This window comes from Pseudoflavonifractor sp. BSD2780061688st1 E11 (genome assembly GCF_005844125.1).
Classification (GTDB): Bacteria; Bacillota; Clostridia; order Lachnospirales; family Lachnospiraceae; genus Sellimonas; species Sellimonas catena.
The window spans coordinates 93,897-112,710 of record NZ_SPHM01000006.1 but is presented as its reverse complement, the minus strand read 5'-3'; the positions used below and the strand labels follow the sequence as shown (position 1 = coordinate 112,710).

18 protein-coding genes are annotated in these 18,814 nt (G+C 47.4%); 1 reads left to right on the top strand and 17 read right to left on the bottom strand.

Translation table 11 applies throughout. The annotated features are described in order from the left end of the window. Positions 1–10: 10 nt before the first annotated feature. The 7 genes from FGQ85_RS04495 to FGQ85_RS04465 form a co-directional block, all read right to left on the bottom strand. Positions 11–238 carry an HPr family phosphocarrier protein gene (locus FGQ85_RS04495; protein ID WP_087167369.1) on the bottom strand — a complete coding sequence of 76 codons (228 nt, stop codon included), beginning with the start codon at positions 236–238 and terminating at the stop codon, positions 11–13. Positions 239–381: 143 nt separating this feature from the next. Further along, positions 382–1,161, bottom strand: coding sequence for a TIGR03915 family putative DNA repair protein (locus FGQ85_RS04490; RefSeq protein WP_138372780.1), 780 nt, complete (start codon positions 1,159–1,161; stop codon positions 382–384). Continuing rightward, entirely contained in the window at positions 1,158–2,477 is a 1,320-nt protein-coding gene (locus FGQ85_RS04485; protein WP_243097567.1) for a putative DNA modification/repair radical SAM protein, read from the bottom strand. The genes FGQ85_RS04490 and FGQ85_RS04485 overlap by 4 nt, the downstream gene beginning before the upstream one ends. A 123-nt stretch (positions 2,478–2,600) precedes the next feature. After that, positions 2,601–3,056: a GAF domain-containing protein gene (locus FGQ85_RS04480; protein ID WP_118635735.1), complete on the bottom strand. Its 456-nt coding sequence runs from the start codon at positions 3,054–3,056 to the stop codon at positions 2,601–2,603. Further along, a complete protein-coding gene (locus FGQ85_RS04475; RefSeq protein ID WP_087167373.1) occupies positions 3,053–3,895 on the bottom strand; it encodes an Mrp/NBP35 family ATP-binding protein in 843 nt (280 codons plus the stop codon). Before FGQ85_RS04475 ends, FGQ85_RS04480 begins: the two co-directional genes overlap by 4 nt. A gap of 13 nt (positions 3,896–3,908) precedes the next feature. Then, on the bottom strand, positions 3,909–4,286 hold the full coding sequence (locus FGQ85_RS04470; RefSeq protein ID WP_087167374.1) for a RidA family protein: 378 nt from the start codon (positions 4,284–4,286) through the stop codon (positions 3,909–3,911). A 161-nt stretch (positions 4,287–4,447) separates the two neighbouring features. Beyond that, the gene (locus tag FGQ85_RS04465) at positions 4,448–5,260 is read right to left on the bottom strand and encodes an iron-containing alcohol dehydrogenase (RefSeq protein WP_087167375.1); all 813 of its coding nucleotides are present in this window, start codon (positions 5,258–5,260) and stop codon (positions 4,448–4,450) included. A 156-nt stretch (positions 5,261–5,416) separates the two neighbouring features. Here FGQ85_RS04465 and FGQ85_RS04460 point away from each other — a divergent pair, with 156 nt between their 5' ends. Continuing rightward, entirely contained in the window at positions 5,417–5,815 is a 399-nt protein-coding gene (locus FGQ85_RS04460) for a metal-dependent transcriptional regulator (protein ID WP_087167376.1), read from the top strand. 42 nt (positions 5,816–5,857) lie between these two features. On the opposite strand, the gene FGQ85_RS04455 is transcribed toward FGQ85_RS04460, so the two are convergent. From FGQ85_RS04455 to lepA, 10 genes are all read right to left on the bottom strand, one after another. Next, positions 5,858–6,778, bottom strand: a complete 921-nt coding sequence (locus FGQ85_RS04455; protein ID WP_343215491.1) for a SufD family Fe-S cluster assembly protein — start codon at positions 6,776–6,778, stop codon at positions 5,858–5,860. Between the two features lie 24 nt (positions 6,779–6,802). Next, a complete protein-coding gene (locus FGQ85_RS04450) occupies positions 6,803–7,540 on the bottom strand; it encodes an ATP-binding cassette domain-containing protein (RefSeq protein ID WP_087167378.1) in 738 nt (245 codons plus the stop codon). 95 nt (positions 7,541–7,635) lie between these two features. Further along, positions 7,636–9,531, bottom strand: a complete 1,896-nt coding sequence (locus tag FGQ85_RS04445) for a heavy metal translocating P-type ATPase (protein WP_087167379.1) — start codon at positions 9,529–9,531, stop codon at positions 7,636–7,638. A 249-nt stretch (positions 9,532–9,780) separates the two neighbouring features. After that, positions 9,781–10,980, bottom strand: coding sequence for a molecular chaperone DnaJ (gene dnaJ, locus FGQ85_RS04440; protein WP_138372779.1), 1,200 nt, complete (start codon positions 10,978–10,980; stop codon positions 9,781–9,783). Positions 10,981–11,125: 145 nt separating this feature from the next. Then, a complete protein-coding gene (dnaK, locus tag FGQ85_RS04435; RefSeq protein WP_087167381.1) occupies positions 11,126–13,000 on the bottom strand; it encodes a molecular chaperone DnaK in 1,875 nt (624 codons plus the stop codon). 31 nt (positions 13,001–13,031) lie between these two features. Beyond that, entirely contained in the window at positions 13,032–13,682 is a 651-nt protein-coding gene (gene grpE, locus FGQ85_RS04430) for a nucleotide exchange factor GrpE (RefSeq protein ID WP_343215492.1), read from the bottom strand. Between the two features lie 23 nt (positions 13,683–13,705). Continuing rightward, positions 13,706–14,746 (bottom strand): heat-inducible transcriptional repressor HrcA, encoded by a 1,041-nt coding sequence (gene hrcA / locus FGQ85_RS04425; protein ID WP_087167382.1) that lies wholly within the window; start codon positions 14,744–14,746, stop codon positions 13,706–13,708. Positions 14,747–14,866: 120 nt separating this feature from the next. Continuing rightward, complete coding sequence (locus FGQ85_RS04420; RefSeq protein WP_138372778.1) at positions 14,867–15,709, bottom strand: EamA family transporter; 843 nt, start codon at positions 15,707–15,709, stop codon at positions 14,867–14,869. Beyond that, positions 15,706–16,896 (bottom strand): radical SAM family heme chaperone HemW, encoded by a 1,191-nt coding sequence (gene hemW, locus FGQ85_RS04415; protein ID WP_138372777.1) that lies wholly within the window; start codon positions 16,894–16,896, stop codon positions 15,706–15,708. The genes FGQ85_RS04420 and hemW overlap by 4 nt, the downstream gene beginning before the upstream one ends. A gap of 88 nt (positions 16,897–16,984) precedes the next feature. Next, the gene (gene lepA, locus FGQ85_RS04410) at positions 16,985–18,799 is read right to left on the bottom strand and encodes a translation elongation factor 4 (protein ID WP_087167385.1); all 1,815 of its coding nucleotides are present in this window, start codon (positions 18,797–18,799) and stop codon (positions 16,985–16,987) included. Positions 18,800–18,814: the final 15 nt, after the last annotated feature.

Sequence of the window (18,814 nt, the reverse complement as noted above, 5' to 3'; positions counted from 1 at the left end):
AAATGCCGCCTTATGCGACACAGAATTTATTCAAAGTTGCTTCAAAATGCGGATCGATTCCAGCATACTGCACAGTCAGAGTTTTGTTCAGATCGAGACTGAAAACGCCTAAAATCGATTTGGCATCTACGATGAATCGATTGTAAAATACATCGATATCAAAATCGCACTTTTCTGCGGATGTGACAAACTCATGGACATCTGCAGGGGTCAATTTGATTTTTCGTTTATGTTCCATTTGAATACACTCCCTTCTGTGTTCCCATGTATTATGCCATCATCTTTTTTGAAAATCAATCTGTAAAAATGCCAGTATTTTCCAGGTTTTCCTCTTTTCTTTGTCGAAACCGCTCAAAAAATCCGCAAAATGAAACTCCTGTCCTAAGACTGCTCTCCGTCCCGGTATTCCATCATTTCGCCCCGGTAGCGCAGCGGCATATTCATCTGCTGAAGCTTCAAATTCTTCCTTTCCTGAATCGTCACGCTCTTTTTAAATCCCTTCCATAATCTCTGCCACTCTTTTTCCTTTTCCGAAAACGATTTTTCTATTTCCCATTTGCGCTCTTCATCTCTGATAATCAGCCATGGCTTCTGTTTCGGGTGGATCAGAAAAGAAGCATGTGTCTCATCGCAGATCACAAAATCTTCCAGCGGGAACCGGTTGGAAAAATGATCAGCAATCCCCGGAAGGACAAAATTATGCGGTGTAATGCTGGCATAAAGAATCCCTCCTTCCAGCTCCTGAAAACGAAGAAACTCTTTCCACGCATGTGTTTCCCTGCCAACATTTCTGCTCAGTTCAAACACACGGCGCACCTCCGGATGGGAGAGATGCCCCATAATCTTCTTCCCGTCGGGAAGGTTTCTTGCCTCCATCATCATACGAAGAATCGCCGTTCCCTTTCCGGGATCTTCTGAAAGCAAGGCATATCCGACAGACAGTTCAGCCTCCTCTCCCAGATGGCGGTGAATCAGCCTGCGGACTGCCTCTGCCTTCTTTTCCTCTTCTTTTACTTCCCGGTACTCACAGAACATCTCCTGCTGCACACTGCCCCAGAAAACAATCCCTGCCTCCTGATCGCTTCTGTCATAAGTCCACGCATCATAGATGGCGGAAAGTACTCCTGTCATGGTCTCCGTACAGATATATCTTCGTTTCATCTTCCCACTTCCCCGATCTTCATGTCATCAAAAAGCGACAGCTGCCTGTAGGTAATCTCCCCAAGTCTCCCCGGAAGCTTCTCCCTCGGATCCAGAAGATTCCTTAAAATATAATCTTCATCCATCCGTATCGGATACATCATCTTCCCTTTGCATGTCACAAAATAAAGCGCCCGCTTCAACACAACGCCCATCTTCTTCAAATCTGTGAAATCCAGCGTTCCTGTTCTTCTTGCCCGCACAATCCGTCTGGCGGATGTATAGCCGATCCCCGGCACCCGAAGCAGCGTCTGGTAATCAGCCCGGTTGACCTCCACCGGAAAATACTCCAGATGCCGCAGGGCCCAGTCGCACTTCGGATCCAGAACCAGATTGAAATTCGGGCGTTCTTCCGATAAAAGCTCCTCTGCCGAAAAATGATAATACCGCAGAAGCCAGTCCGCCTGGTACAATCTATGCTCCCGAAGAAGCGGCGGCCCAAGGTCCGTCCTTGCAGGAAGGGCAGAATCTTCGTTCACATGAACAAACGCCGAGTAAAACACCCTCTTTAACTCAAACTTCTGATAAAGAGACTCTGCCACACGGATAATCTGATAATCGCTCTCCGGTGTTGCCCCGATAATCATCTGCGTACTCTGTCCTGCCGGAACAAACTGCGGCGCGTGCCGGTACAGCGCAAGCTCATGTGTATTCTCCTCCCGTTTCTTCTGTACATATCGCATCGGAGATAAAATATTTTTCCGGCTCTTATGAGGTGCCAGAAGATGCAGGCTCTCAGCCGTAGGAAGCTCCAGATTAATACTCATTCTGTCCGCAAGAAATCCCGTCATCCGAATCAGATCCTGAGATGCACCCGGTATTGCCTTTACATGAATATAACCCTGAAACCGGTACTGTGACCGCAGCCGGTATAAAGTCTCATAAATCAGGCGCATCGTATAGTCCGGACTTTTCATAATACCGGAACTTAAAAACAATCCTTCTATATAATTTCTCCGGTAAAACTCAATCGTAAGACGGCAGACCTCATCCGGGGTAAAGGATGTCCGCTCCACATCATTGGACGCACGGTTAATACAGTACTTACAGTCAAAAATACATTCATTGGTAAACAGGATCTTTAAGAGGGAGACGCACCGTCCGTCCGGCGTAAAACTGTGGCAGATCCCTGCTTTCTCGCAATTCCCGATTCCAGTTCCGTCTCCCCTTCTCTGAGTGCCGCTGGAAGTACATGCCACATCATATTTGGCTGCGTCAGAGAGAATGCTCAGCTTCTCATACAGCGTCTTTTCTTTCTGAATCCGAAAACAATCCACGTATCTCCCCTCCTCTTTTCGAACATATGTTCTTTTTATTATGATAGCACATACGTTCGGCATGCGCAAGGAGAAATTAAAAAACTCCATACAGGCAATGTTCTGTCTGTACAGAGTTTCTGATTATTTCCATATGCAGTTTTTCTCCAGCACTCTTACGATTTCCTTTAATCCCTCTTCGTCTTCCTCGGAAAAGCGTCCCACAAGCGGGCTGTCAATATCCAGCACTCCAATGACGTCGTCTCCGTCGTGGATCGGAAGGACAATCTCGGAATTCGATGCGCTGTCACAGGCGATATGCCCTTCAAATTCATGTACGTCGTACACTCTGAGCACCTGATCTTTCTGTGCCGCAGTTCCGCACACTCCCTGTCCCAGAGGGATCCGGATACAGGCTGTCTTTCCCTGAAATGGTCCAAGGTAAAGCGCTCCATCCTCCATCAGATAAAATCCGGCCCAGTTCAGATCCGGGAGTATCTGCCAGAGTAATGCGGACGCATTGGCCAGATTCGGAATAGGACGGCTCTGCGTCCCGGTCAGTGCATCCATCTGTTCTTTTAAAAGGCGATAATCGATCATGATTCCAACACCTGTGCTGCATCGCTTAAGTATGCATTGTTCACCTGGTCAAAGGCTTCGTTTTCCACTGCTTCTGTCAGCTTCGGATCGATCGGAATCCGGCCGAGTACCGGAATCTCCAGTTCTTTTGCAATGTCTTCAATATGACTCTTTCCAAAGACCTCGATCTTCCGTCCGCAGTCCGGGCACTCCAGATAACTGAAGTTTTCCACGATTCCAAGTACCGGAATATTCATGTCTTTTGCCATATGATATGCTTTCTTTACAATCATGCTGACAAGATCCTGCGGAGATGTCACAATTACGACACCGTCCACCGGAAGAGACTGGAATACCGTAAGCGGTACATCTCCGGTTCCAGGAGGCATATCTACGAAGAGATAATCTACGTCACCCCACATGACATCGGTCCAGAACTGAGTCACCACGCCTGCGATGATCGGTCCTCTCCAGATGACCGGGGTATCTTCTTTCTCCAGAAGCAGATTGACAGACATGATCTTCGTTCCGTCTTTTGCTACGCAAGGAAGCATTCCCTCTTCATTTCCAAGGGCCTGCTCATGGATTCCATACATCTTCGGGATCGATGGCCCTGTGATATCTGCATCCAAAATTCCCGCCGTATATCCTTTCTCAATCATCATTCTTGCAAGGGATGCCGTAACCATGGATTTACCGACTCCACCTTTTCCGCTGATGACTCCGATCACTTTTCTGACCGCTGAATACGGATTCGCCGGTTTTCTGAAATCCTTCTTCTGGCTGGTACATGTCGATGCATGAGCACATCCGGCACATCCTTCTGAAGGACAGCTTTCCTGTTTCTTTTCTTCTGCCATGTCTTTAATGCTCCTATTCCTCTACTGCTGCGATCACTTCGATCTCGCAAAGTACATTCTTCGGCAGTTCCTTCACTGCCATGCAGCTTCTTGCCGGTTTGGATGTGAAATATTTTGCGTATACTTCATTAAATGCTGCAAAATTAGCCATATCGCTTAAGAAGCATGTTGTCTTTACAACATGATCAAAATCTGTTCCTGCTGCTTTTAATACTTCGCCGACATTCTTGCATGCCTGCTCTGCCTGACCTTCAATTGTGTCAGCCTCTACTGTATCCGTTGCCGGATTGATCGGAATCTGTCCTGCTGAGTAAAATACTCCTCCTGATACATATCCCTGAGAATAAGGCCCTAATGCTTTTGGTGCTTTTTCTGTTGCTACTACTTTCATCGTCTGTCACTCCTCTTATCGATATTTACAGTGTATTACTGCATCTTGTTATAGTATAACACCTTTTCTCCTGCTTTGGCAATTGCTAGTGATTGGCTTTCCGGAAAATTTCCAGCACATCGGAAGCGTCGAGCGGGCGGAGTACGGAAAGCCGGACGGTATCATTCATCGTCGCGTCCATAGCCAGCTCTTCCAAGGCCCGTCAGGTTGTTATGGGAAAGACTGCCGCACCACATCAGCTCGCTCATGGCATCATAATCCGCCGGATTTTGAAGCGCCTTTCTTCCACTGTCGATAACGGTCCGCAGAAGTCCCTCCGCGATCTCATCCGTCATCCGGTTTTTCTGGTCCGGAATAAAATACCGTTCCAGTGTGTGCATCATGATATCCGCAATCCCGCATCCGATCTGGTATTTCGGAAGTGTAAAGGTAAGCTCCGGATTCATAATGGCAAAGGCCGGCCGGTTCAGCTCCGTTCCGAGACCCGATTTCTTCCCGATCACTTCATTGGTAAGGACCGCAGAGTCGCTTGTCTCACTTCCCGCGGCCGGAATCGTCAGCACAACGCCGACCTTTGTCGTCCTGGTCAGAGGCACTTTCTTCATCCAGATATCCCAAAGAGGAATCCCGGGATTTGCCACTCCATGGGCAATGGCCTTGGCCGTATCGATAGCGCTGCCTCCACCTACGCCCAGGATAAAATCCACCTTCTCCCGGATCCCTTTTTCCACCCCCTCTTCCGCAAATGCAAGCCCTGGATTTGGTTTTACGCCTCCAAACTCTGCATAGGCGATTCCCTCTTCTTCCAGCGACTTTTCAATCCGCTCCAGCAGCCCCGATCTTCTGGCGCTGCCTCCGCCGTATACAATCAGCGCTTTTGTCCCTCCATGCTTTTTCACTTCTCTGCCGCAGGAAACTTCTGTGTCTTTTCCAAACACAATCTCTGTCGGCACACAATATGTAAAATTCCGCATCTATCGTCCTCCTTCCAAGACTGTTTCTTAGCCTATTTTACCATAATCTTTTTCCTGCTGCCATTTCCCGGTTCATTTTTCAGAAGTATTTGAACTATCACAACAAATATGTTATCCTAAACTACAAAGATACTATATATGGAAGGAGGCACTCTGTTGAAGATACAGGAATCCGCTGAAAATTATCTGGAAACAATCCTGATGCTGGGAAAAGAAAAAGGAAATGTCCGTTCTATTGATATCGCAACTGCTCTTTCTTTTTCAAAGCCGAGTGTCAGTGTCGCCATGAAAAACCTGCGGGAGAATGGATATATTTTGATGGACAAGGACGGCTATATCGCATTGACAGAAAAGGGGCATGAGATTGCTGAGACCATTTACGAGCGTCACACCCTTCTTTCCAGCTTCCTGATGTATCTCGGCGTTTCCAGGGAAACTGCCACTCAGGACGCCTGCCGGATTGAACATGTCATCAGCCCGGAAAGTTTTGAGGCCTTAAAGCAGCATGTATACAGCCACAAGGAAATTATGGATTTAAATGATGTGAAGATGTAGTCAAAACAGGGAGGCATAACCTCCCTGTTTTTTCCTTTCTGTTTAGTTGAGGAAATTTTCAATGATGACGCCTTCCGCTTCCTCCTCATTAAGTCCAAACGTCTGAAGCTTCAAAAGCTGTTCACTGTTGATCCTTCCAATTGCCGCTTCATGTATAATCTGAGCATCCACATTTCTCGCGTCAATCTCCGGAATGGAGCGTACCTGAGCATCATTCATAATAATCGAATCACACTGAATATGGGCATGGCAGGCAGCCTTTCCGACTGCCCTCGGATGGAAGGTCTGGATGGACTCTCCCTTTGCCACGGACCGTGAAATGATCTGTGCCGAGCTTGCATCCCCGTTCATAATCACCTTCATGTTGGAGACCGCTTCCTGTTTATCGTGTGTCATCAGTTTTTCTGTCACGGTAAGACGGCTTCCCGCCTCCATGGTAATATCGGTTTCCCTTTTTGTCGAGTCCACTCCCTCGATCTGTACCGTGTCCATGGTAAAAATGGAGTTTTCGCCGACATAGATATCGGTTACCGGATTTAAGATACGGGCTCCTGTTCCTTCTCCTTCACCATAATGCTTTTCTTCGTAATGGACGGACGCATTCTTTCCGATATGGAACGTATGAATTCCGTCATGTCTTGCATCGTTGCATCCGGAATTGTGGATTCCGCATCCTGCAATGATGGTTACCTTTGCTCCATCCTCAATGTAAAAATCGTTGTAGACAACATCTGTCATTCCGGAACTGGAAACAACAACCGGAATGTGTACCGTCTCTCCGTTCGTATCTTTATCAATATAGATATCAATTCCCTGCCTGTCCTCTTTTTTGCGGATTTTGACATGCTCGCTGTCCCCGTGGCAGATGGAAATTCCGTTTTCACGCAGATTGAAGGCTCCTTCCTGTTTGAATCCTTCCCCGTCAATCATACGAAGTACTTTCTCTGTAATCTTATCCAGCATCATCTTCTTGCACCTTCTTCCTTCTTATACCGCTGCGCCCTGATTTTTCAGGCACTGTGGATGGCTGATGGCTTCTCCTGTCAGATACGGCAGAATCTCCTGTGTTGGTCCGCACTTTGTCACCTGTCCGCCGTCAATAATCATGACACGGTCCGCCATTTGAATAATCCGTTCCTGATGAGAGATCAGAAGCAGACTCTCCTTTTTCTCCGTATGAAGCTTTTGAAATTCTTCTACCAGCATGGCAAAACTCCAAAGATCAATCCCGGCCTCCGGTTCATCAAAAATGCAGAGCTTATGCTTTTTCACAAGAACCGTGGCAATCTCGATCCGCTTCATCTCGCCTCCGGAAAGAGTCGCATCCACTTCCCGGTCCAGATATTCCTCCGCGCAGAGGCCTACCCGGCTCAAAAGCCCGCAGCAGATATGCTTCGGAAGATCCGTTCCCGCAGCCAGGCTCAGCAGTCTTCTGACAGTCATTCCTTTAAACCGGGGCGGCTGCTGAAACGCAAAACCAATTCCAGCTTTCGCACGCTCATAAATCGGAAGACTCGTAATGTCCTGCCCGTCCAGCCAGATCTTCCCTTCGGTCGCTTTATAAAGCCCCATCATGAGTTTGGCAATCGTGGATTTGCCTCCACCGTTTGGTCCGGTCACAACGAGCATCTCTCCGTCTTTTACTTCAAAGCTGACATCTTTTAGTATTTCCTGCTTTTTTCCATCTTCTTCTATTTCATAAGAAAGGTGTTCTACTTTCAGCATGTTTCCCCATCTCCTTTTATCTGTTCATGATTTAGTATGCCAAAAAGATGCCGTAAAGTAAACACACATTCCTGCTTCTTTACAACATCTTTTTCCTATTTACTGCCGTCTGTCTTCAGCGCCCGCATGGCATTAAGGATTGCGATGACTGCAACTCCGACATCGGCAAAAACCGCTTCCCACATATTGGCCATTCCAAATGCGCCCAGAACCAGCACGAGCGCCTTCACCGCGAGAGCAAATACAATATTCTGGCGGACAATCCGAATGGTCTTTCTGGCAATCGCCGTAATCTTCGCGATTTTGGCCGTATCATCATCCATCAGGACAATGTCCGCCGCCTCAATGGCCGCATCTGATCCCATGCTTCCCATGGCAATTCCCACATCTGCCCTTCCAAGAACCGGAGCATCATTGATACCGTCCCCGACAAAGGCAAGTTTTGCTCTTTTTTCTCCACTGCCGCTCATCTCGTCAAGAAGCTGTTCCACCAGTTCTACCTTATCTCCCGGCAGTAGTTCTGTATAGACTTCATCGATTCCCAGCTCTTTTGCCGCTTCCTCCCCGGCCTCTTTTTTATCTCCGGTTAACATCACGGTCTTTTTCACGCCGGACTGTTTGAGAAGGCGGATTGTCTCCGGCGCCTGCTCTTTGATCGTATCGGAAATTACAACTGTTCCTTCAAATTTTCCGTCCAATGCGAGATATACAACCGTTCCGATACCCCGGTACGGCTCAAACGAGATCCCATATGTCTGCATCAGCTTCCCGTTTCCGGCAAGAAGCTCTTTTCCCCGGTAAACGGCACAGATCCCGCATCCTGAGATTTCTTTTGCATCACTGATCTTTTCCGGCGTTACATCCTTTTTTTCTTCCAGATATGCTTCCCGTATGGACTGGGCAATAGGGTGATCGGAATACGCTTCCGCCGCGTAGGCAAGGGTTAAAAGCTCCCTTTTCTTCTGCTCCGGGAGAACCTCAGTCACCTTGAATTCCCCTTTTGTCAGTGTTCCGGTCTTGTCAAAAACAACTGTCTCCACATCCGCCATCGCTTCCAGATAATTGCTTCCTTTCACAAGTACCCCGGCCTTGGATGCAGCCCCGATACCACCAAAAAAACTGAGCGGTACAGAGATTACCAAAGCACACGGACACGAAATCACGAGAAAGATACACGCCCTCTGGATCCAGTTACTCCATCCTCCTCCCAGAACGACTGGAGGGAGAATCGCAAGAATCACTGCCGCAATGACAACTACCGGAGTATAATACTTTGCGAATCTGGTAATGAAGTTTTCCACTTTTGCCTTCTTGCTGCTGGCATTTTCCACCATCTCCAGAATCTTGGAAACTGTAGAATTCTCAAACTCTTTTGTCACACGTACATGGAGGATACCGTTTCCGTTAATACATCCGCTGATGATATCGGATCCCGGAGTCACTTTCCTTGGAACCGATTCTCCTGTCAATGCGGATGTATCGATCATAGAAGTTCCATCCACCACCACTCCGTCAAGCGGAATCCGCTCACCCGGTTTAATGATAATCACACTTCCAGTCTGAACATCATACGGATCGACCTGGACAAGCTGTCCATCCTCCTCCATGTTGGCATACTCCGGACAAATATCCATCAGTTCCGCGATCGATGCCCTTGAACGGTTCACCGCATAGCTCTGGAACCATTCCCCTACCTGATAAAAGAGCATGACGGCAACCGCTTCCGCATATTCACCTACTCCAAATGCCCCGAAAGTAGCAAGCGTCATAAGAAAGTTTTCATCAAAAATCTGTCCGTTCCGGATATTTCTGGCTGCCTTCCACAAAATATCCCAGCCTATTACCAGATATGGAATCAGATAAAGAAGAAATCCTTTCGGAAATTCTTTCATTCCTTTCACAGTTCCTGTCTCTTTAAGAATCAAGAGTACTGCATAGAGAAGAAATGCCACAGCAATTCTTACCAGCATCTTTTTCTGCTTTTTCGTCATTTTCCTTTTCCCTTCCGGCAGGCCTGTGCTTCCCACTGCCAGCCTGTATAACCATTCCGGATCCTGGCATTTGTCTCAATCCTGGAATTCCGGTATTTTATTAAAACATATGAGCAATTATTCATACATTCCGTTTTAACTATACATAGAATTGCAAGCCCTGTCAATAGGTTTTCAGAAAATCTTCCGAACGGGTTTTCAGCAGAAAAAAAAGCTGCGGGTTGCTTCTCCCCGCAGCTGTATGTTTTCTTAATCGTCCCTCTCCTCGAAGGTCTCTTTTAATTTGTCCATAAAGCCTTTTTTCTTCAGTTTCTCCGGTTTTTCTTTTTCCGGTTCCGGCTGATTCAGGGAATTGCCTGAAAGAGCGTCAAACCGTTTGAGTGCTTCCTTTGCTTCCGGACTTAATTTTTCCGGTGTCTGGATCACAAGGGTGACGTACTGGTCTCCCCTCACCTTTGGATTCCGCACGGACGGTACTCCTTTGCCTTTCAGTCTTACCTTCGTATCTGTCTTTGTTCCAGGTTTAACAGTATAAATGACTTCCCCATCCACCGTCTTGATGCGCACATCTCCACCGAGGGCTGCCTGTGCAAATGAAATCGGCGCTGTGGAGAAAATATTCATGTCCTGTCTCTGGAAGATCGGATGTCTGGATACCGTTACTTCCACAAGCAGATCTCCTCTTGGTCCTCCATTGGTACCCGGCTCACCTTTGTCCCGTATTCTGACACTCTGTCCATTGTCGATTCCGGCCGGAATTGATACCTGAATGGTTTTCTTGCTTGAGATATAACCGGTTCCTGCGCAGTCCGGACACTTTTCACGAATAATCTTTCCGGAGCCATGACAGTCCGGACATGTCTGTACATTCTGCACCGTTCCAAAGAAAGACTGTGAGGTGTAGACAACCTGGCCTCTGCCGCCACATCTCGGACACGTCTCCGGACTGGTTCCCGGTTTTGCTCCTGTTCCCTGACATTTCTCACATGGATCTTTCAGAACGATCTCAATTTCCTTTTCACAGCCGAACACAGCCTCTTCAAAGGTGATCCGGACTCCTTTCCGGATATTCATACCCTTCATCGGGCCGTTACTGGTGCGGCCGCTTCTTCTTCCGCCGCCGAAAAAGTCTCCGAAAATATCACCGAAAATATCGCTGAAATCCGCACCGCTGAAATCAAAGCCGCCGAATCCGCCTGCACCGCCTGCACCGCCGCCTTCAAATGCCGCATGACCAAACTGATCATACTGACGGCGCTTATCCGGATCACTTAATACAGCATACGCTTCAGAAGCTTCTTTGAACTTTCTTTCTGCTTCCGCATCTCCTGGATTCATATCCGGATGATATTTTTTCGCAAGCTGACGGTATGCTTTTTTCAGTGTTGCGTCATCGGCATCTCTGGATACTCCCAGGACTTCATAGTAGTCTCTCTTTGCCTCTGCCATAATCGTTACCTTCCCTTTCTATACAGTAGGCGCTGCCGCGTATCCTACATTTCGGTATCGGGGACCCCGGATCAAGCCGGAATCCACACACGCACAGAGATTGCGCCGGGCGCAATCTCTGTGTTCTGCCTGTTATCCGGCAGGATTATACTTCTTTATAGTCTCCGTCTACGACATCGTCATATCCTTCCGGTGCCGGTCCTGACTGTGCATTTCCACCCTGAGGTCCTGCTCCCTGAGCACCGCCCTGTGGATTTGCCTGCTCATACATCTTTGTGAAAAGTTCCTGAGAACTTGTCATCAGTTTCTCTTTTGCAGCTTTGATTTCAGCGATATTCGCTTCTGTCATTTCTTCTGCATTCGGATATTTTGCAAGGATATCCTTAAGAGCCTGAATATCAGCCTCTACTGCTGATTTTCCGGCTGCATCGATCTTGTCTCCAACATCTTTAAGTGCTTTTTCTGTCTGGAATACAATCGCATCTGCCTCATTCTTTGTATCAACAGCTTCTTTTCTCTTCTTGTCTGCCGCTTCAAATTCTGCTGCTTCTTTAACTGCTCTGTCGATATCTTCATCAGACATGTTGGAACCTGCTGTAATTGTGATGTGCTGTTCTTTTCCTGTTCCAAGGTCTTTTGCAGATACATTTACAATACCATTTGCATCGATATCGAATGTTACTTCAATCTGCGGGATTCCACGTGGTGCCGGCGGAATTCCATCCAGTCTGAACTGTCCGAGGGACTTGTTGTCTCTTGCGAACTGTCTTTCACCCTGTACAACATTGATATCTACTGCTGTCTGGTTGTCTGCAGCTGTAGAGAAGATCTGGCTCTTCTTTGTCGGGATTGTTGTATTTCTTTCAATCAGCCTTGTTGCAACACCACCCATTGTTTCGATGGAAAGTGACAGTGGTGTAACATCAAGAAGAAGGATGTCGCCTGCGCCTGCTTCTCCGGCAAGTTTACCACCCTGGATGGAAGCACCAAGTGCAACACATTCATCCGGATTCAGAGATTTGCTTGGCTCTTTTCCTGTCAGCTGTCTTACTTTATCCTGTACAGCCGGAATACGTGTAGAACCACCTACCAGAAGTACCTGGCCAAGATCTGACGGACGAAGTCCTGCGTCAGAAAGCGCTCTCTGAACAGGCTCTGCTGTCTTTTCTACCAGATCGCTTGTCAGTTCATCAAATTTTGCTCTTGTCAGATCCATATCAAAATGTTTCGGTCCTTCAGATGTTGCTGTGATGAACGGAAGGTTGATATTGGTTGTTGTAGCGGAAGAAAGTTCTTTCTTTGCTTTTTCTGCCGCTTCTTTTAATCTCTGAAGAGCCATCTTGTCATTAGAAAGGTCTACGCCTTCTTTTGCCTTGAAATCAGCCAGCATGTAGTCTGTGATCTTCTGGTCGAAGTCGTCACCGCCAAGTCTGTTGTTTCCGGCTGTGGAAAGTACTTCGATAACACCGTCTCCGATATCGATGATGGAAACGTCGAATGTACCGCCGCCAAGGTCGTATACCATGATCTTCTGTTCTTTTTCATTGTCAAGTCCGTAAGCAAGTGCTGCTGCTGTAGGCTCGTTGATGATACGTTTTACATCCAGTCCTGCGATTTTACCGGCATCCTTTGTTGCCTGACGCTGTGCATCATTAAAGTAAGCAGGCACTGTAATAACTGCTTCTGTCACTTTCTCACCAAGGTATCCTTCTGCGTCTGCTTTCAGTTTCTGAAGGATCATTGCAGAAATCTCCTGCGGAGAATACTGTTTTCCGTCGATGTTTACTTTCTCATTTGTTCCCATCTTCCTTTTGATGGAAGAAATTGTTTTGTCTGCATTTGTAACTGCCTGACGTTTTGCAGGTTCACCTACAAGACGTTCTCCGTTCTTTGTAAATGCGACTACAGATGGAGTCGTTCTTGCGCCTTCTGTATTTGCGATAACGGTCGGCTGTCCACCTTCCATTACAGCAACACAACTGTTTGTTGTACCTAAGTCAATACCAATAATTTTGCCCATAATGCATTCCTCCTGATTTATTTCATTTTTCTTAATTAGCTACTTTTACCATGCTGTGTCTTACCACACTGTCACGGTACATATACCCTTTCTGGAATTCCTCCACGATAATATTCTCACCGGCTTCTTCGTCTTCCACATGCATCACCGCATTATGAAAGTCCGGATTGAATTCCTGTCCCAGGGCCTCGATCTGCTTGACGCCTGCGTCTTCCAGCGTCTTCATAAGCTGTCTATATACTTTATCCATGCCGTCTACAAACGGATCGTCTTTCTTTCCGTCTTCAACGCTCTGGAACCCTCTCTCGAAATTATCGATAACAGGCAGGATCTTCTCAATGATGTCCTTTGCTCCAATCTCATACATGGCCGATTTTTCTTTTTCAGTACGCTTTCTGTAATTGTCAAACTCCGCCATCTGGCGTGTCAGCTTATCGGTCAGATCTTCGATCTTCTCATCTTTTGGATCCTTTTTATTCTTTCTTTTAAAGAATCCCTTCTTTTCTTTGCCGTCGTCCGAAGCTTCCTGGCCGTCTGTGCTTTCCGGCGCGCCGGTCTCTTCCGCTTCATCCTGTGCGGTTTCATCCTCTACAGGAATCTCACCGTTTTGCTCAGCCTGCTTTTTCGCTTCTTCTACGGCCTCTTTTACCATTTCTTCCTGATTCTTACTTTCTCCCACCAGGATACCACCTTTCTGCTTTTGCTCTATTCTTTTTTGTGAAATATCGTATCCAGCTCAGTCTGCAGTGTTTTCAGTGTGTCCATGACATGTTCATAGTCCATACGCTTCGGTCCGATAATCCCTATCGTTCCCTGCATGCCTTCTCCTAATTCATAGGTTGCTGTCACAATACTGCAGTCCTTCATGTTCTGTACCGGAGTCTCATTTCCGATATAAACCTGTATTCCCTTAGTGTCACTGGAAAGTGTCTGGGTGACAAGTTCCGAAAGCTGCTGTTTTTCCTCAAAGGCACTGATGATTTCCTGTGCGCTTTGCTTGTCGGATAATTCCGGATAACGGAAAATGTTGGTGGCTCCGCTTGTATAGATCTCCATGTCCTGATCGAGCTGAATCACATTGCCTACCGCATCCAGCACATCGCTGATCACTCCGCTGTGAATGCCTGCCTGTTCTTTGAGCTTGGCAATCAGTCCCAGTGTAATCTGATCGATGGACATGCCGTTCAGCGTCGTATTCAAAAGCATGTTCAGCTTTAGAAGCGTCTCGCTTCCCAGATCCTGGTCAACCCGGATGATCTGGTTCTTGACAATGTTTCCTTCCAGCACAATGACTGCGATCAACTGTTCCTCATCAACCTGGGAAAGCTGAATAAATTTCAGCCGGTTTTTCATGCTGACAGGCGCGGATACCATCGTGGCGTAATTTGTATTGTTAGCCAGTACTTTCGCCGCCTGTTTCAAAAGCTGATCCATCTTATCCGCCTTCTGAAGCATCTGTTCCTTGATTTCCGTCACTTCCTGCTCTTTATCCTGCATGAGCATATCGACATAAAGCCGATATCCCTTGTCAGACGGAATACGTCCTGCAGACGTATGAGGCTGAAAAATATATCCAAGTTCTTCCAGATCCGCCATCTCATTCCGGATTGTAGCGGAACTTAAATTCAGATCGGTGTACTTGGAAATTGTTCTGGAACCAACCGGCTCACCTGTCTCCAGATAGTTCTGAATGACTGCTTTTAATATCTTCAGTTTTCTTTCACTCAGTTCCCGGATTAATTCCATTCAGATCCTCCTTCCGTCTTATTAGCACTCATTTATTTCGAGTGCTAATATCTACGTTTACTAATTTAGCACTCCCGCACACATTTGTCAACACCGATTCTGTATCTTTTTTGTGTCTTTCTACATATTCAGAAGTCCCACAGCAAGGATTATCATTCCATACGCTACCCACTGCCTTTTCGTAAGTTTCTCTTTGAAAAGGATCACTCCTGCTACTCCTATTACCGCCATCGCCGCAATGCTATAGGTCGGATAGGCAATGACCGCAGGGACATCGGCCAGTGCCCACAGCAGAAACCGGGCCGAAAAATAATTTGGAATTCCAATGAGAACTCCAAATAGAATTTCATTTTTTGTAATCCGCTCCCTGTTTCGTGCAACAAGCAGACCACTGATTACTCCGGAAACAAGAAAGGAAAGCATCAGGAAAAAGCTTCCAAAGGATGTTTTCCCGTATGCGTCATAAAACTTGGCCATGGCATCTCCCAGGCCTCCGCCAAGTAAAAGAAGTACAAGTCCGGCCTTGGAGCTTCCTCCCGTCCGGACCGCTCCTTTCTCCAGATTGATGAGCAAAATGGCAACCACCGCAATCAGAAGTCCGATTCCCTGGTTCCATCCCGGTTTTTCTCCAAACCAGAGGACTGCAAGCGCGGACGGGACGATCACGCCAAGCTTCATAAAGGTAGAGGACAGGATAACGCCGTTTTTCCGCACATTCCACTGCAGAAGAATAAAGGATCCGCAGTAAAGAAGGCCCGTGCCAATACCAAATCCTACCGCCGTCATAGTGCCGTTTTCCCCGACATGCCCCAGGTTTTTCCCCGTTGTCAAAAGTCCTGCAATAACACAGACTGCGTAGTTCATCAGCAGAATGCCGTATTTTCCCCGGCAGTACGTCTCGCTTGCACGCATAAAAACCGAAACTCCTGCGCTGCAGAGAATTGCCAGAATCAAATTGATCATATTTCTTCCTCCTCTTCCTTCAGAAAGCAGGCCATCACATAATTGCTCACATCAATTCCATGGTCTGTCAAGGCAATACGCCCCTGCTTTCTTTGCATGAGATGCTCCTGTTCCAGTTCCCGGATCTCATCTCCATAAATTTCTTCCACCGTATGGTGAAACCGCGCCGCAAACTCTGCTTCGGAAACACCTTCCATCATTCTAAGCCCCAGAAACATCGTCTCTTCCTGAGCTTCCCGCCCGGATAGTTTCTGCACTTCTTCCCTTGTCAGAAGCAGCGCTTCTTTCGGCTCGTTTTCACTCCAGATTTCCACATATTTCTTCCTGTCCCGGAGATTACTCCACCTCTGCTCTTCAAAAAGAGAGGCTGCCCCGACTCCAAATCCCAGATACGGAATTCTTCTCCAATAACCGATATTGTGTCTGCATTCTTTCCCTTTCTTTGCGTAATTGGAAATTTCGTACCGTTCATATCCGTATCCTTGCAGAATCTCTTTTGTCCGCTCATACATCTGCCGCTCAGTCTCCTCATCCGGCAGGGGCGGATGGTCCTTTGGATGATCCGTCTTTTCATACCAATCCCAAAACAGCGTTCCTTCCTCCAGAATCAGACTGTACGCCGAGATATGCTCCGGACAAAGACTGCATACCCGTTCCAGTGTCTTCTCATAACTTTTCAGTGTCTGACCCGGAATTGCAGACATCAGATCGATATTAATATTGGCAAAACCTGCCTTTCTCGCCGCTTCATACGTATTTCGGAAATCCTGCCATGTATGAATTCTTCCAAGAGTATGGAGCTCCTGGTCATCCGCAGACTGTAACCCGATACTCAAACGGTTGATCCCGGCCTTTCTATAAGCCTCCATCTTCTCTTTTCCATCAGTCCCCGGATTGAGTTCCATAGTAATCTCCGCATTCGGAGAAAGCGAAAATGATTCCCTCACCGTCCTGAGAATCCCGTCAACTGCCTCCGGCGGCAGAATCGACGGCGTACCGCCTCCCAGAAAGACGGTGCTGACTTCATATTCCTCTGCCATTTTCGAAGCAGTACTGATCTCCCTCCGAAGAGCCCGGACATACGCTTCCTGTTCTTCCTTTCCGGCAGGGCCGGACAGGAAATCACAATACGCACATTTCTGCACACAGAAAGGTATATGAATATATATTTCCAGTTCTTGTTTCATCTATTTATCCTCATTTCATAATCATTATTGGGGACGTGTACCTGTGCATCGGTACACGTCCCCAATGAAAAAAATTAGAAAATTCTGACTATTTGTCGTCGAGTTTCAGTACGCTCATGAATGCTTTCTGTGGGATCTCTACGTTTCCTACCTGGCGCATTCGTTTCTTTCCTTCTTTCTGTTTTTCGAGGAGTTTCCGTTTTCGGGAGATATCTCCTCCATAACATTTTGCAAGGACGTCTTTTCTGAGTGCTTTTACTGTTTCTCTTGCGATGATCTTTCCGCCGATGGCTGCCTGGATCGGAATCTCAAACAGCTGTCTTGGAATTTCTTCTTTTAATTTTTCGCACATCTTGCGTCCTCTGTCGTAGGCGCTTCCCTCAAAAACGATGAAGGAAAGGGCATCCACCTCTTCTTTATTGACAAGAATGTCGAGTTTCACGAGGGAGGACTGTTTGTATCCGAGCATCTCATAGTCGAAGGATGCGTATCCTCTGGATCTGGATTTCAGGGCGTCAAAGAAATCGTAGATGATCTCATTGAGCGGCAGGTGGTAGTGAAGGACCGCTCTGGTCGCTTCGATGTATTCCATTCCCTGGTATTCTCCTCTTCGTTCCTGACAGAGGTCCATGATTGCCCCGATGAATTCGGAGGTTACCATGATCTCCGCTTTGACCATCGGCTCTTCCATGTAGTCGATCTCACTTGGCTCCGGCAGGTTGGACGGATTTGTAAGTTCGATGACTTCGCCGTTAGTCTTGTGGACTTTATAGATAACGCTTGGTGCGGTTGTGACGAGATCCAGATTGTATTCTCTCTCCAGACGCTCCTGGATAATTTCCAGATGAAGCAGTCCTAAAAATCCGCAGCGGAATCCGAATCCGAGTGCAATGGACGTCTCCGGCTCAAACTGAAGGGAAGCGTCGTTTAGCTGAAGCTTCTCAAGGGCATCCCGGAGATCCGGGTACTTGGCTCCGTCTGCCGGGTACATACCGCAGTATACCATCGGGTTGACTTTCTTATATCCCGGAAGCGGCTCGTCGCACGGACGATCTGCGTCTGTAACGGTATCGCCGACTCTGGCGTCTTTTACATTTTTGATGCTGGCGGTGATATAGCCGACCATTCCTGCGCTCAGTTCGTCACATGGAATAAAGCGTCCGGCTCCGAAGTAGCCGACTTCTACAACCTCTTCTTTTGCCCCGGTTGCCATCATCTGGATTTTGGTTCCTTTTTTTACGGTTCCTTCTTTGATCCGGCAGAATACGATGACTCCTTTATAGGAATCATAGACCGAATCAAAGATCAGTGCCTGAAGCGGGGCCTCCGGATCTCCTTCCGGTGCCGGAATCTTATGCACGATCTCTTCGAGCACCTGGTCGATATTCAGTCCGGTCTTGGCGGAGATCCGCGGTGCGTCTGTGGCTTCAATTCCGATGACGTCTTCAATTTCTTCTGCCACACGGTCCGGATCCGCACTCGGCAGATCGACCTTATTGATTACCGGAAAAACATCCAGATCGTGATCCAGTGCCAGATAGACATTTGCAAGCGTCTGTGCTTCCACGCCCTGTGCCGCGTCCACCACGAGAATTGCCCCGTCGCAGGCCGCAAGGCTTCTGGATACCTCATAGTTAAAGTCCACATGTCCCGGCGTGTCAATCAGGTTGAAAACGTATTCCTCCCCGTCCTTTGCCTTGTAGACTGTGCGGACTGTCTGTGCCTTGATTGTGATTCCTCTTTCCCGTTCCAGATCCATATTATCCAGTACCTGGGACTGCATCTCCCTGCTTGTCAGAAGTCCGGTATCTTCAATGATCCGGTCCGCAAGCGTCGACTTCCCATGGTCGATATGGGCAATGATGCAGAAATTCCGTATATGTTTTTGATCAATTACTGACAATGTAAAATCCTCCAA